The sequence below is a fragment of the Pseudomonas jinjuensis genome (genome assembly GCF_900103845.1).
GTDB classification, from domain to species: Bacteria; Pseudomonadota; Gammaproteobacteria; order Pseudomonadales; family Pseudomonadaceae; genus Pseudomonas; species Pseudomonas jinjuensis.
Genome location: NZ_FNIJ01000006.1, coordinates 238,988 through 252,705, shown reverse-complemented (window position 1 = coordinate 252,705; position 13,718 = coordinate 238,988). Strand labels below are relative to the sequence as shown.

10 protein-coding genes are annotated in these 13,718 nt (G+C 67.6%); 4 read left to right on the top strand and 6 right to left on the bottom strand.

The genetic code is table 11. The annotated features are described in order from the left end of the window. Positions 1-27 precede the first annotated feature (27 nt). Entirely contained in the window at positions 28-732 is a 705-nt protein-coding gene (recO, locus tag BLR75_RS10830; RefSeq protein ID WP_084314788.1) for a DNA repair protein RecO, read from the top strand. Then, positions 725-1,468 carry a pyridoxine 5'-phosphate synthase gene (pdxJ, locus tag BLR75_RS10825; RefSeq protein ID WP_084314789.1) on the top strand — a complete coding sequence of 248 codons (744 nt, stop codon included), beginning with the start codon at positions 725-727 and terminating at the stop codon, positions 1,466-1,468. The genes recO and pdxJ overlap by 8 nt, the downstream gene beginning before the upstream one ends. A 63-nt stretch (positions 1,469-1,531) precedes the next feature. Here the strand turns inward: pdxJ and cmoB are convergent, their stop codons facing one another. The 5 genes from cmoB to lon form a co-directional block, all read right to left on the bottom strand. After that, positions 1,532-2,500 carry a tRNA 5-methoxyuridine(34)/uridine 5-oxyacetic acid(34) synthase CmoB gene (cmoB, locus tag BLR75_RS10820; protein ID WP_084314790.1) on the bottom strand — a complete coding sequence of 323 codons (969 nt, stop codon included), beginning with the start codon at positions 2,498-2,500 and terminating at the stop codon, positions 1,532-1,534. Next, positions 2,497-3,237, bottom strand: a complete 741-nt coding sequence (cmoA, locus tag BLR75_RS10815; protein WP_084314791.1) for a carboxy-S-adenosyl-L-methionine synthase CmoA — start codon at positions 3,235-3,237, stop codon at positions 2,497-2,499. The genes cmoB and cmoA overlap by 4 nt, the downstream gene beginning before the upstream one ends. A gap of 110 nt (positions 3,238-3,347) precedes the next feature. Then, positions 3,348-3,920: a hypothetical protein gene (locus tag BLR75_RS10810; RefSeq protein ID WP_084314792.1), complete on the bottom strand. Its 573-nt coding sequence runs from the start codon at positions 3,918-3,920 to the stop codon at positions 3,348-3,350. 187 nt (positions 3,921-4,107) lie between these two features. Then, positions 4,108-4,503 carry a protease inhibitor I42 family protein gene (locus BLR75_RS10805; RefSeq protein WP_084314793.1) on the bottom strand — a complete coding sequence of 132 codons (396 nt, stop codon included), beginning with the start codon at positions 4,501-4,503 and terminating at the stop codon, positions 4,108-4,110. 111 nt (positions 4,504-4,614) lie between these two features. Then, positions 4,615-7,014: an endopeptidase La gene (gene lon / locus BLR75_RS10800; RefSeq protein ID WP_084314794.1), complete on the bottom strand. Its 2,400-nt coding sequence runs from the start codon at positions 7,012-7,014 to the stop codon at positions 4,615-4,617. Positions 7,015-7,172: 158 nt separating this feature from the next. Here lon and BLR75_RS10795 point away from each other — a divergent pair, with 158 nt between their 5' ends. Then, positions 7,173-7,922 (top strand): AraC family transcriptional regulator, encoded by a 750-nt coding sequence (locus BLR75_RS10795; protein WP_084314795.1) that lies wholly within the window; start codon positions 7,173-7,175, stop codon positions 7,920-7,922. A gap of 126 nt (positions 7,923-8,048) precedes the next feature. Here the strand turns inward: BLR75_RS10795 and BLR75_RS10790 are convergent, their stop codons facing one another. Next, a complete protein-coding gene (locus BLR75_RS10790) occupies positions 8,049-10,103 on the bottom strand; it encodes a TonB-dependent receptor (protein WP_084314796.1) in 2,055 nt (684 codons plus the stop codon). Positions 10,104-10,481: 378 nt separating this feature from the next. Here BLR75_RS10790 and putA point away from each other — a divergent pair, with 378 nt between their 5' ends. Next, positions 10,482-13,664: a bifunctional proline dehydrogenase/L-glutamate gamma-semialdehyde dehydrogenase PutA gene (putA, locus tag BLR75_RS10785; RefSeq protein WP_084314797.1), complete on the top strand. Its 3,183-nt coding sequence runs from the start codon at positions 10,482-10,484 to the stop codon at positions 13,662-13,664. Positions 13,665-13,718 lie beyond the last annotated feature (54 nt).

Genomic DNA, 13,718 nt, shown 5'->3' with positions numbered 1-13,718 from the left:
CGGCTTCCGTCCGCGCGGCTCCCGCCCATGAACTCGGTCCCCGTTCCCCGGCAGGCATTCGTCCTGCACAGCCGTGCCTACAAGGAAACCAGTGCGCTGGTCGACTTCTTCACCCCGGAAGGCCGGCTGCGTGCCGTCCTGCGTGGCGCGCGGGGCAAGGCCGGCGCACTGGCGCGGCCGTTCGTGCCGCTGGAAGCGGAGTTCCGCGGGCGCGGCGAGCTGAAGACCGTCGGTCGCCTGGAGCCCGCCGGCATTCCCAACCTGCTGGCGGCGGAAGCGCTGTTCAGCGGGCTCTACCTGAACGAACTGCTGATTCGCCTGCTGCCGGCGGAAGACCCGCATCCCGGGCTGTTCGAGCATTACCGCGCGACCCTCGAGGCGCTTGCCGGCGGGCGCCCGCTGGAGCCGCTGCTGCGCGCCTTCGAATGGCGCCTGCTGGACGACCTGGGCTATGGTTTCTCCCTGGATACCGATATCGCCGGCCAGGCTGTGGCGCCGAACGGTCTCTATCGCCTGCTGCCGGATGCCGGCCTCGAACCGGTCGGCCAGATGCAGCCGGGCGTCTTCCATGGTGCCGACCTGCTGGCGATGGCCGAAGCGGACTGGAGCGTCCCCGGTGTCCTGGCAGCGGCCAAACGCCTCATGCGCCAGGCGCTAGCCCCCCATCTTGGCGGCCGACCGCTGGTCAGCCGCGAGCTCTTCATGAATCGCAAGGAATCTTCCCGTGACTGAAGCCAACCGTATTCTTCTCGGCGTCAACATCGACCATGTAGCCACCCTGCGCCAGGCACGCGGCACGCGCTACCCCGATCCGGTGAAGGCGGCCCTGGATGCCGAGGAAGCCGGCGCCGATGGCATCACCGTGCACCTGCGCGAAGACCGCCGGCACATCCAGGAGCGCGACGTGCGCATCCTCCAGGAGGTGCTGCAGACGCGCATGAACTTCGAGATGGGCGTGACCGAAGAGATGATGGCCTTCGCCGAGAGCATCCGTCCGGCCCACGTCTGCCTGGTTCCCGAGACCCGCCAGGAACTGACCACCGAAGGCGGCCTCGACGTCGCCGGCCAGGAAAAGCGGATTCACGAAGCGGTGCAGCGCCTGAGCGCGATCGGCTGCGAGGTGTCGCTATTCATCGACCCGGACCAACGCCAGATCGAGGCCTCGGCCCGCGTCGGCGCGCCGGCCATCGAGCTGCACACCGGCCGCTACGCCGATGCCCACAGCCCGGCGGAAGTCGCCCTGGAGCTGGCGCGGATTCGCGATGGCGTCGAGTTCGGCCTGTCCCACGGCCTGATCGTCAATGCCGGCCACGGCCTGCACTACCATAACGTCGAGGCGGTGGCGGCGATCCCCGGGGTGAACGAGCTGAACATCGGCCACGCGCTGATCGCCCACGCCGTGTTCGTCGGCCTCAAGCAGGCTGTCGCCGAGATGAAGGCTCTGATCGTGGCGGCGGCCAGGCGCTGATCCGCCGAGGTTCGCGAGCAAGCTCGCTCCTGCGTGTAGGAGCGAGCTTGCTCGCGAATGGTTTTACGGCTTGCGCGCCACCAGCGTGGCGCGCAGGGGCGCCGGCAGGCCTTCGAGGGTGCGGCTGTGGTCGGCCGGGTCGAGGAAGTCCGGCAGCGACTGGTAGCGCATCCATTCGGTGGCGCGCTGTTCCTCCACCGTGGTGCGGCTGAGGTCGACGCAGCGTACCTCGGCGAAACCGGCGCGGCGCAGCCACAGCTCCAGGGCGGGCACCGAGGGCAGGAACCAGACGTTGCGCATCTGCGCGTAACGGTCTTCCGGCACCAGCACGGTATTCACGTCGCCTTCCACCACCAGCGTCTCCAGCACCAGTTCGCCGCCGCGGCGCAGGCAGTCCTTCAGCGCCAGCAGGTGGTCGATCGGCGAGCGGCGGTGGTAGAGCACGCCCATGGAGAACACCGTGTCGAAGCCTTCCAGCTTCTCCGGCAGGTCTTCCAGCGTCAGCGGCAGGTGCCAGGCCGGCAGGTCGGGCAGGTAGCGCTTCATGGCGAGGAACTGGCAGAAGAACAGCCAGTTCGGATCGACCCCGACCACGCTGCGCGCTCCGGCGCCGAGCATGCGCCACTGGTAGTAGCCGTTGCCGCAGCCGACATCCAGCACGCGCTTGCCGGCCAGGTCGAGGTGCGGCGAGACGCGCTGCCATTTCCAGTCCGAGCGCCATTCGGTGTCGATGTGCACGCCGAACACCTCGAACGGCCCCTTGCGCCAGGGGATCAGGCCCTGCAGGGCGGTCTTCAGCTGCGCGCGGGCGTCTTCGTCGCATGCGCCTTCCAGGGCGAAGTAGCGCTCCAGCTCCACCGCCGCGGGAACCAGTTGCGGCAGCTTGTCCACAGCCGCCAGCCAGCGTTCGAGGTCGCCGTGGCCGTCTTCCACGCGCGTGGCCAGTTGCGCCGGCAGCGATTCGCTCCAGGCTTGCAGGGGAGTACCGGCCAGCTCGCGCTGCAGGCCGTCGAGGGTGAAACGTTCGATCATGGCAGGGCGACCAGCGAGGCGAAGTTCAGGCACTGGAACCAGGGCACCACCTTGGAGAAGCCGGCGTCCAGCAGGCGCTGGCGGTGGGTCTCGAAGGTGTCCGGGCGCATGACGTTCTCGATGGCGCTGCGTTTCTGGGCGATCTCCAGATCGCTGTAGCCATTGGCGCGCTTGAACTCGATGTGCAGCTCGTTGAGCAGCTCATGCTCTTCGGCATCGGCGAAGCGCAGCTTTTCCGAGAGGATCAGCGCGCCGCCCGGGAGCAGGCTGCGGCGGATGCGGGCGAGCAGCTCCAGGCGCTGTTCCGGGGCGATGAACTGCAGGGTGAAGTTCAGCGCCACCACCGAGCAGGGCTGGAAATCGAGGGCGAGGATATCCGCCTCGATCAGCTCGATGGGCAGCAGCTCCTGGAACATCGAGTCCTGCGCCAGCATGTACTCGCGGCAGCGCTGGATCATCGCGCTGGAGTTGTCCACGCCGACCACCCGGCAGCCTTCGGTCCTGACGTGGCGGCGCAGCGCCTGGCTCACCGCGCCCAGCGAGCAGCCGAGGTCGTAGAGCACGCTGCCGGGCTGGGCGAAATGCGCGCCAAGGAGGCCGATGTTCTCGACGATGGTCGGGTAGCCCGGCGCCGAACGCTTGATCATGTCCGGGAATACGCGCACCACGTCCTCGTTGAAGGTGAAGTCGGGGACGTGCTGCTGGGGCTGGGCGAAGATGCGGTCTGGTTCGCTCACGCGGGGGTGCCTCGGTACGGTGGAGCAGGGCGGCCGTCAGCGGCCGCGCAGAGGCTGCGCATTGTAGCCGAGCACTGGAGGTCGCCCAACCGCCAGGCGACGAACTCCGGCTATTTGAGCTGATCGGAGAAGAATTCCCCGGCGCCCTGCAGCGGGCCGAGCGGGTTCTTCCTGTCCTCTACCTTGCGGATATTCGGTTCGCCGTTGCTGACCTTGTGCACCACGACGTCGTCGATCAGCACGAATACCGAACGAAACGACCAGCCCTGGACTTCACGGCGCTTGCGGAAGTTGAAGACGTCGGCCCAGAAACTGCCGACGCGCTGGCTGTTGGTCTTGCTGAAATCGAAGGCATAGCCGACGCAGCGATCCTTCGCCTGCAGGCACTTGACCAGGCCGTCGGGCAGGTAGTCGATGGGAATGTTGGGCTGCACGAACAGCAGGCGCACGTCGATGAACGACAGCATCTTGGCGTTGCCCTGGGCGAGCGGATCGAAACCCAGTGCGTAGAGCTGGGAACGGGTGGTCGAGCCAGGGTTCACCTGGGAGAAGCGGTGTTCGGCATCCTGGTAGTCGAGAAAGGGCGATTGCACTTCTGCGCGTTCGCTCGGCAGCAGGCTTCCACAGGCGGAGACCGTCAGGCAGGCGACGAGCAACAACGCAACACGGACAACTGCACGCATGGGTCGCCTCCATTCGAATCTTCAGTATTTCATATAGTCGATCGTCCCCTCCCTTGCAGGACTTTTCTGCAAGGGGTGTGAGCCCTGACGCTTTTTCGATTAGACAATTCCGGTATGCGTGATCCGCCCTGTCTTGCGCGCCTCCAGACCGGTGGAAGCGGGGCGCCGACGGGCGGGAATCGGCCCGTCAGCGCACCTTGATCGCGCAGTCGAAAACCCTGGCCGGAGCGGCATCGGGCTCCCACGGGCGGTGATAGGCCAGGCGCAGGTGCGCCTCGCCGGCCTCGGCGACGCGGAAGCGCCAGGTCGACTCGCCATCCTCGCCGACCACCCCGGAATCGCCGCGGTTGCTGTACACCTCGGGGCTCAGGCTGCGCAGCACGGCGCCGGCGGCGTCGCGCACCTCCCAGCGGTAGCCGGTGGTGGGATTGCTCGGCAGGGTCAGCACCAGGGCCTGCCCCTGGTGAAGCTCCAGCGGCGTGCAGTCGCGGTCGTCGTCCAGCGTGACCACGGGATCGGGCTGGCTGGCGCAGGCGCCGAGCAGCAGGGTGGCGAGGGGCAGGAACAGGCGTAGCGGCGGCATGACGACTCCCGGTTTCGAGCGGACGGACCGGCAGGATTAGCGCAGGCAGCGACATCCGGTCAACCGCTGCGGCGGCAGGGCGGGGGAAATCCGCCCTGTCCGCCACGGGCATCAGGCGGGGAACAGGATCTTCGCCACGTCGGAGAAGCGCCGCGCGAAGTGCACGGTCAGGCCCTCCTTCAGGTACTCCGGCAGTTCCTCGAAGTCGCCGCGGTTGGGTTCCGGCAGGATCAGCTCGAAGATCTTCTGCCGCCGCGCCGCGATCACCTTCTCGCGCACCCCGCCGATCGGCAGCACGTGCCCGGTGAGGGTCAGCTCGCCGGTCATCGCCACGCCCTTCTTCGGCGCCTGGCTGCGCGCCAGGGACAGCAGGGCGCTGGCCATGGTGATGCCGGCGCTGGGGCCGTCCTTCGGCGTGGCGCCTTCCGGCACGTGCAGGTGGACGAAGGCCTGGTCGAAGAAGGCCGGATCGCCGCCGAATTTCTTCAGGTGCGAGCTGACGTAGCTGTAGGCGATTTCCGCGGATTCCTTCATCACCTCGCCGAGCTGGCCGGTGAGCTTGAAGCCGCGGTTCAGCGTATGGATGCGCGTCGCCTCGATCGGCAGGGTGGCGCCGCCCATGCTGGTCCAGGCCAGGCCGGTGATGACGCCGACGCCGCTGAGCACCTGCTCGGTGCGGAACACCGGCTTGCCGAGCAGTTCGTCCAGATCCTTGGCGCCAATTTTCAGGTTCAGTTGCGGATCTTCGAGCAGCTTGACCACCGACTTGCGCACCAGCTTGCCGAGCTGCTTTTCCAGCTGGCGCACGCCGGCCTCGCGGGCATAGCCCTCGATCACCGTCTTCAGCGCGGCGTCGTTGATCGACAGGCGCTGCTTCGGCACGCCGGCCTTTTCCAGCTGCTTCGGCCACAGGTGGCGCTTGGCGATGGCCAGCTTCTCCTCGCCGAGGTAGCCGGCCAGGCGGATGACCTCCATGCGGTCGAGCAGCGGCCCGGGGATCGAGTCCAGGGTGTTGGCGGTGCAGACGAACAGCACCTTGGACAGGTCCAGGCGCAGGTCCAGGTAGTGGTCGAGGAACTCGACGTTCTGCTCCGGATCGAGGGTCTCCAGCAGCGCCGAGGCCGGGTCGCCCTGGTAGCTGCTGCCGAGCTTGTCGATCTCGTCGAGCATGATCACCGGGTTCATCACCTCGACCTCCTTCAGCGCCTGCACCAGCTTGCCGGGCAGGGCGCCGATGTAGGTGCGGCGGTGGCCCTTGATTTCCGCCTCGTCGCGCATGCCGCCGACGCTGAAGCGGTAGAACGGCCGGCCGAGGCTTTCGGCGATGGACTTGCCGATGCTGGTCTTGCCCACCCCGGGTGGACCCACCAGCAGCACGATGGAGCCGGCGATCTCGCCCTTGAAGGCGCCCACGGCGAGGAATTCGAGGATGCGGTTCTTCACGTCGTCGAGGCCGGCGTGGTGCTTGTCCAGCACCTTGCGCGCGTGCCGGAGGTCGAGCTTGTCCTTGCCCAGCACGCCCCAGGGTACCGAGGTCGCCCAGTCCAGGTAATTGCGGGTGACCGCGTACTCCGGCGAGCCGGTCTCGAGGATCGACAGCTTGTTCATTTCCTCGTCGATGCGCTTCTGCGCCTGCTCGGGCAGCACCTTGCCCTCCAGGCGGGCGCGGAATTCGTCGGTATCGGCGCTCTTGTCGTCCTTGGTGATGCCCAGCTCCTGCTGGATGATCTTCAGCTGTTCCCTGAGGAAGAACTCGCGCTGGCGCTCGCCGATCTGCCGGTTGACCTCGGCGGACAGCTCCTTCTGCAGGCGCGCGACTTCCACCTCCTTGCGCAGCAGCGGCAGGACCTTCTCCATGCGCTTGAGCACCGGCACGCAGTCCAGCACTTCCTGCAGTTCCTTGCCCGGCGCGGTGGTCAGCGCGGCGGCGAAGTCGGTCAGCGGCGACGGGTCGTTGGGGTTGAAGCGGTTCAGGTAGTTCTTCAGCTCTTCGCTGTACAGCGGGTTGAGCGGCAGCAGTTCCTTGATCGCGTTGATCAGGGCCATGCCGTAGGCCTTCACCTCGTCGCTGGTGTCGATGGGCGTATGCGGGTAGTCCACCTCGACCAGGAACGGCGGGCGATGGCGCTTGATCCAGCCGCGCACGCGCACCCGTGCCAGGCCCTGGGCGACGAACTGCAGCTTGCCGCCTTCGCGGCTGGCATGGTGCACGCGCACCAGGGTGCCGTGGTCGGGCAGGGTGTTCGGGTCGAAGTGGCGCGGGTCTTCCGGCGGATTGTCCATGAAGAACAGCGCCAGGCAGTGATGCTCGGTCTTGGCGACCAGCTCCAGGGTTTCCGCCCAGGGTTCCTCGTTGACGATCACCGGCAGCACCTGCGCCGGGAAGAACGGGCGGTTGTGGATCGGGATCACATAGACGGCGTGGGGCAGATTCTGCCCCGGCAGCGCCAGGCCGGTGGGGAGGACTTCCTCCGCGCTATGGATATCGTGAATCTCGTCTTGGTCGCTCATGAGGCACCTGACTGATTGGACTTGTCAGTCTAGATGGGGAAAGCGGCGAAGGGTTTCAATCCCTGGCACGTCCGAGACTTCGGTTCCAGTTGTGGGAGAAGGCTGGGCAGGGGGAGTGAAGTCGAGTAAAGTGCGCAAAATTTGAACAATCCCACGCCATGTTCGAAACCCGCCTCGCCCACCTTTCCGACCAGTCGCATACCCATGCCCACGACCACCATCAACTGGTGATGTCGCTGAGCGGGCGCGCCGAATTCGAGGTGGAAGGCCGGGGCGGCGAGGTCTGCCGGATGCGCGCCTGCCTGGTGCCGGGCGATGCCGGGCACGTGTTCGCCGGGGTCGGCGACAACCGTATGCTGATCATCGACCTCGACGAGGGCGGCACCAGCACCGAGGACCGCGCCCTGCTCGCGCACCTGTTCGAGGCACCGCGCTACCCGACCCTGGATGCCGACTTCCAGAACCTGCTCAGCTACGCCGGCGCCGAGATCGCCCGCTACGGCAACGATCCGCTGCTGGCGCGCGCCCTCGGCGGCGTGCTGATCCGCGCGCTGCACCTGCGCCTGTTCGGCGAGCAGTCGCCGCTGCCCAGCGGGCCGCTGGAGATGGAGCGCATCGACGCGCACATCCTCGGCAACCTGGCGCGGCGCATCACCGTCGCCGAACTGGCCCAGGTGGCCTGCCTAAGTCCCAGCCACTTCCACGCGCAGTTCAAGGATACGGTCGGCCTCACGCCGCACCAGTACCTGCTCAAGCTGCGCCTGGACAACGCCGCGCGCCTGCTGCGGGAAAGCGACCTGCCGCTGGTGCGGGTGGCGGGGGAGTGCGGTTTCTCCAGTCAGAGCGCGCTGACCACGGCGATGCGGCGGTACCTGGGGCTGACGCCGAAGTCCCTGCGGCGGGGATGACGCACGAGCGTGAGATTGATGAAAAGCTTCGCGAGCAAGCTCGTTCCTACAGGATCAGGTTGCGCTCTCGTGTAGGAGCGAGCTTGCTCGCGAATTGAAGCGGCGGTCATCCCTGACCGCTGAACCTCAGAACGCCACCTTCACCCCCGCCTCGATGCCCCGTCCCGGCGCCGGCACGCTGTCGCGCAGGATCGAGCTGGCGTAGCGCACGGTCTGGTCGGTGAGGTTGTCGCCCTTGACGAAGGCCAGCCAGTCGCTGCCGCCGACCGCGAAGCGGTAGCCCAGGCTGGCGCCGAGGGTGGTGTAGCCGTCGCTGGGCAGTTCGTTTTCCGGCACGCGGTGCTGCGAGGCGGCGTGTTCCACCTCAAGGCGCGCCTGCCAGTTCTGCAGTTCCCAGAGCAGCGCGCTGTTCAGGCGCAGCGGGGTGATGCGCGGCAGGGGTTCGCCGCTGTCGCGGTTCTTCGCCCGGGTGTAGTCGCCGGACAGTTCCAGGTCGAAGTTGCCGTAGGGGCTTTCCAGCAGGTGGATGCGGTCCTGCGCCTCCACGCCGTAGAACTCCGCGCGCACGCCGCTGTAGAGGAACTCCGGCAGCGCCTCCTCGTCGTCCGCGTCCACCACCTCGCCTTCCTCGTCGCGATGGCGGCCGCTGGCGAGCAGGCCGATGTAGTTGGAGAAGCGGCTGTAGAAGACCCCGACGCTGCCCTTGTGCACGCCGTTGTCGAAGCGCAGGGCGAGGTCGGTGGAGACGGCCTTTTCCTTGTCCGCGTCGGCGTCGCCGACTTCGAAGGTGCCGGTAGCCGCATGCGGGCCGTTGGCGTACAGCTCGTAGAAGGTCGGCGCGCGTTCGGTATAGGCGAGGGTGGCGGCCAGCGACCAGACCGGCGTCAGCTGGTACACCGCGCCGGTGGACAGGCTGCCGGCGGTGAAGCTGCGCGAGCGGTCGTTCTCGGCGAAGCGCTCGTTGCCCTTGGCGTCCGGCTCGACGCGGCTGTGTTCCAGGCGGCCGCCGAAGCTCAGGTCCAGACGGTCGGCGGCTTTCCATTCTTCCAGCACGAACAGCGCCGCGCTGTCGGTCTCGGTGTGCGGCACGAAGGCCTCCTCGCCGAGGGCGGAGAAGCGGCTGTTGCCGATCTGCGCGCCGACCACGCCCTGCAGCGGGCCGAGCGGGCGGTGGCGGGCCTCGACGCGCCCTTCGTAGCCGTCGTTCCTGAACAGGGTGCCGGTTTCGCCGTCCGCCAGCTCCTTGTGCTGGTACTCCGTATAGGCCGCATCGAACTTCAGCGAGGTGAAGGGACCCTCCAGATCGCGGATTTCCGAGGCGAAGGCGTAGCGGTCCTGCTGCATCTTCAGGCGCACGTCATCCTCGGCGGGCGAGCCGTAGTTGCTGTCGTAGCCGCTGTAGGAAAGCCCGGCGTAGCCATGATCCCAGTGATAGCTGCCGCCGACCGCGCCGTTGTCCTGGCGGCCGTCGCTGTTGGCGACGCGGTGCTTGCGGGTGTCGCCGTCGAGCTGGCGCTGGCGGCTGGAGTGGGCGTAGCCGGGAATACGCAGGTCGTTGAACTCGCGGGAGCCGGCGTCGAGGTGCAGAGCGAAGCGGCCGTCGCCGGCTTCCAGCGCGCCTGCCGCGGCGCGGGTGGTGTCGGCGCCGCCGTAGCGCAGTTCGCCGCGGCCATGCAGGCCGTCCACCGCTTCGCTGGGGATGCGGTTGTCGAAGCTGTTGACCACGCCGCCGATGGCGTTGCCGCCGTAGAGCAGGGCGGCCGGGCCGCGCACCACCTCGATGCGCTCCACGGCGTTCGGGTCTTCCGGCACGGCGTGGTCGTAGGACAGCGACGAAGCGTCCAGCGCGCCGACGCCATTGCGCAGCACGCGGATGCGGTCGCCATCCATGCCGCGGATGATCGGCCGGCTGGCGCCGGGGCCGAACCAGGTCGAGGACACGCCCGGCAGGCCGTTGAGGGTTTCGCCCAGGCTGCCCTGCTGGCGCAGCGTCAGCGCGTCGCCCTGCAGCACGCTGCCGGGAGCGGCCGGCGAATCGCTGCCCAGCGGGTTGGCGGTGATGATCTGCGGTTCCAGCTCGCTGGGCCGCTCGTCGTCGGCGAACGCCGGCAGGCTGCCGAGCAGCGCCAGGGCCAGCGGCGTGAGCGCCCACTGCGGGCGGGGGCGGAAGAACGGGTACATGTACGACTCCTTGGTTTCTTGCAGGCATGACTTCCCCGTCCCGCCGGATCGGCAGGTTTTCAGAAGGGCGAGACGGGGCGGCCGAGGCAGGCGGGGCCTGTCGGCGGGAAAGATATGGCTTATTTGTTGTTATAACATAACATATCTTTTCGTTAGAAAAAGACCGCCGCTTAGATTCATGTCTGCATTCCGGAGTTTTTCGCAAAAACTCCGGAGCCTTGTGCAAGAAACGCCGGGCCTCATGCCACTAGATTCCGCCATCCGGTTTATCCACCGGAGACAGGCCGCGCCGTCGCCACGGGCTGGACCCGCCAGGCGTCGGGGTCTGTACTGACAATTCCTACAAGGCAAACCATGGCTCCAAGAGAGGAGGGCGTGATGTTCCCCGCCAGTCACGTCTTGAACGGCGAATTCCTTACCCGGACCGCCGCCGAGTTCTTCCCCGAGATCAGCGCCAACTACGCGGTCGACGAGGAAGCCTACCTGGCCGAGCTGCTGCAGCTCGCCGATCCCGGTCCCGATGGCATCGAGGCTATCCGCCGCGACGCCCGCGCACTGATCGAAACCGTGCGCACCCGGGACAACGCCGTCGATACCCTCGACGCGCTCCTGCGTCAGTACAGCCTCGATACCCACGAGGGCCTGATGCTGATGTGCCTGGCCGAAGCCCTGCTGCGGGTGCCCGACGCGGCGACCGCCGATGCGCTGATCCGCGACAAGCTGTCCGCCGCCGACTGGCAGCGTCACCTCGGCCAGAGCGACAACGTGCTGGTGAACTTCGCTGCCTGGGGCCTGGTGATGACCGGCAAGGTGGTCACCCTGGATGGCCGCACCGACGGTCGCGCGTCGAGCGTGATCGGCAAGCTGGTGCAGCGCTCCGGCGAGCCGATGATCCGCGCCGCGATGAACCAGGCGATGAAGCTGATGGGCAAGCAGTTCGTCCTCGGCCGCAGCATCTCCGAAGCCCTGAAGAACGGCCGTCCGTGCCGCGAGCAGGGTTACACCTATTCCTTCGACATGCTCGGTGAGGCCGCGCTGACCGCCGCCGACGCCGAGAAGTACATGGCCGACTACCGCAAGGCCATCGAAACCGTCGGCGCCGAGCCGCAGATCGGCCCGGGCCCGCGGCCGTCGATCTCGATCAAGCTCTCCGCCCTGCACCCGCGCTACGAAGTGGCGCAGCGCGAGCGCGTGCTCACCGAGCTGTTCGCCAGCGTCCGCGACCTGGCCAGCCGCGCCCGCGAGCTGAACGTCGGCATCACCATCGATGCCGAGGAAGCCGACCGCCTGGAACTCTCCCTCGAACTCTTCGAGAAGCTGCTGCGCGATCCGGCCATCTCCGGCTGGGGCGAGTTCGGCCTGGTCATCCAGGCGTACTCCAAGCGCTGCCTGCCGGTACTCTGCTGGCTGACCCTGCTTGGCAGGGAGCTGGGCGCGCGCATCCCGCTGCGTCTGGTGAAAGGCGCCTACTGGGACAGCGAGATCAAGCAGTGCCAGGTCCAGGGCCTGGACGGCTACCCGGTCTACACCCGCAAGGAAGGCACCGACACCTCCTACCTGGCCTGCGCCCGCTTCCTGCTCAGCGAGCACACCCGCGGCGTGATCTACCCGCAGTTCGCCAGCCACAACGCGCACACCGTCACCAGCATCCTGGCGATGGGCGCCGAGGCCAAGGCCGAATCCGGTGAAGAGCGGGAATTCGAGTTCCAGCGCCTGCACGGCATGGGCGACGCGCTGTACGACACGGTGATCGAGAAGTACCGCAAGAACGTGCGCATCTACGCCCCGGTCGGCGCGCACAAGGACCTGCTGCCGTACCTGGTGCGGCGCCTGCTGGAAAACGGCGCCAACTCCTCCTTCGTGCACAAGCTGGTCGACCCGCGCGTGCCGGTGGACACCCTGATCCAGCACCCGGCCACCCAGCTGCGCCAGTTCAAGACCTTCGGCAACGAACGCATTTCCCTCCCGCAGGCGATCTTCGGCGCCGGGCGGAAAAACTCCCAGGGCATCAACATGAATATCCAGAAGCAGTGGAACGAGCTGGAGCTCGCCTACAAGCCATTCCTGTCCCGCAAGTGGCAGGCCGCGCCGGTGATCAACGGCGAGCGCCTCGCCGGCCCGGCTCAGGAAGTGCGTTGCCCGTTCGACCTGGAGAAGGTCGTCGGCAGCGTGCAGTTCGCCTCCGCCGAACAGGCCGCCAAGGCCCTCGACGCCCTGCAGGCCGCCTGGCCGCGCTGGAGCGCCACCCCGGTCGAGGAGCGCGCGGCGATTTTCGAGCGTCTGGCCGACCTGCTGGAAGCCAACCGCGCCGAGCTGATGGCCCTGTGCACCATGGAAGCCGGCAAGTCGCTGCAGGACGGTATCGACGAAGTGCGCGAGGCGGTGGATTTCTGCCGCTACTACGCGCAGCAGGCGCGCCAGCGTCTGGTCCGCGTCGAGCTGCCCGGCCCGACCGGCGAGCGCAACGAGCTGTTCTTTGAGGGCCGCGGCATCTTCGCCTGCGTCAGCCCGTGGAACTTCCCGCTGGCGATCTTCCTCGGCCAGATCAGCGCCGCGCTGGTGGCCGGCAACACCGTGCTGGCCAAGCCCGCCGAGCAGACCAGCCTGATCGCCGCGCGCACCGTCGAGCTGATGTTCGAAGCCGGCCTGCCGGCCGACGCCATCGCCCTGCTGCCGGGCGACGGCGCCACCCTCGGCGGCGTGTTCTGCCGTGACGCCCGCGTCGCCGGCGTGGCCTTCACCGGCTCCACCGACACCGCGCGTATCATCAACCGCCAGCTGGCCGAGAAGCCCGGCGCCATCGCCGCGCTGATCGCCGAGACCGGCGGGCAGAACGCGATGATCGTCGATTCGACGGCGTTGCCGGAACAAGTCATCAAGGATGCTGTACAATCCGCGTTCACCAGCGCCGGCCAGCGCTGCTCCGCACTGCGCGTGATGTATGTCCAGCGGGACATCGCCGAGCGTGTGATCGAGCTGCTCAAGGGCGCCATGGCCGAGCTGAAGGTCGGCCCGACCGACGTTCGCCTCAGCGACGTCGGCCCGGTGATCGACGCGGAGGCCAAGGCCGGCCTGGAACAGCACATCGCCCAGCTCAAGACGGCCGGCAAGCTGATCGCCGAAACGCGCATCCCCGCCAGCCTGAATGGTCATTTCGTCGCCCCGACGGCGTTCGAGATCGGCGGCATCGACGAGCTGAAGAAGGAAAACTTCGGACCGGTCCTGCACGTGGTGCGCTACGCCGCCGAGGACCTGGAGAAGGTCGTCGCGGCGATCAACGCCACCGGCTACGGCCTGACCATGGGCGTGCACAGCCGCAACGAGGAGACCGCCCGCCGCATCGAGCATCTGGCGCGGGTCGGCAACCTCTACGTCAACCGCAACCAGATCGGTGCGGTGGTGGGCGTGCAACCGTTCGGCGGCCACGGCCTGTCCGGCACCGGCCCGAAAGCCGGCGGACCGAACTACCTGCTGCGCTTCGTCAGCGAGCGCACCACCTCGGTGAACACCACCGCAGTGGGCGGCAACGCTTCTCTGCTGTCCCTCGCGGACGCCGAGTAACTGCCAGGACAACCGGGCGCACTGCGCCCGGTTCGTCTTTGTATTGGAACCTGT

What these genes read in the sequence shown, in the direction of transcription:
- recO (WP_084314788.1), top strand. Translation starts at nt 28, where the DNA reads ATGAACTCGGTCCCCGTTCCCCGGCAGGCATTCGTCCTGCACAGCCGT.
- cmoB (WP_084314790.1), bottom strand. Translation starts at nt 2,500, where the DNA reads ATGATCGAACGTTTCACCCTCGACGGCCTGCAGCGCGAGCTGGCCGGT.
- BLR75_RS10810 (WP_084314792.1), bottom strand. Translation starts at nt 3,920, where the DNA reads ATGCGTGCAGTTGTCCGTGTTGCGTTGTTGCTCGTCGCCTGCCTGACG.
- BLR75_RS10805 (WP_084314793.1), bottom strand. Translation starts at nt 4,503, where the DNA reads ATGCCGCCGCTACGCCTGTTCCTGCCCCTCGCCACCCTGCTGCTCGGC.
- lon (WP_084314794.1), bottom strand. Translation starts at nt 7,014, where the DNA reads ATGAGCGACCAAGACGAGATTCACGATATCCATAGCGCGGAGGAAGTC.
- BLR75_RS10795 (WP_084314795.1), top strand. Translation starts at nt 7,173, where the DNA reads ATGTTCGAAACCCGCCTCGCCCACCTTTCCGACCAGTCGCATACCCAT.
- BLR75_RS10790 (WP_084314796.1), bottom strand. Translation starts at nt 10,103, where the DNA reads ATGTACCCGTTCTTCCGCCCCCGCCCGCAGTGGGCGCTCACGCCGCTG.
- putA (WP_084314797.1), top strand. Translation starts at nt 10,482, where the DNA reads ATGTTCCCCGCCAGTCACGTCTTGAACGGCGAATTCCTTACCCGGACC.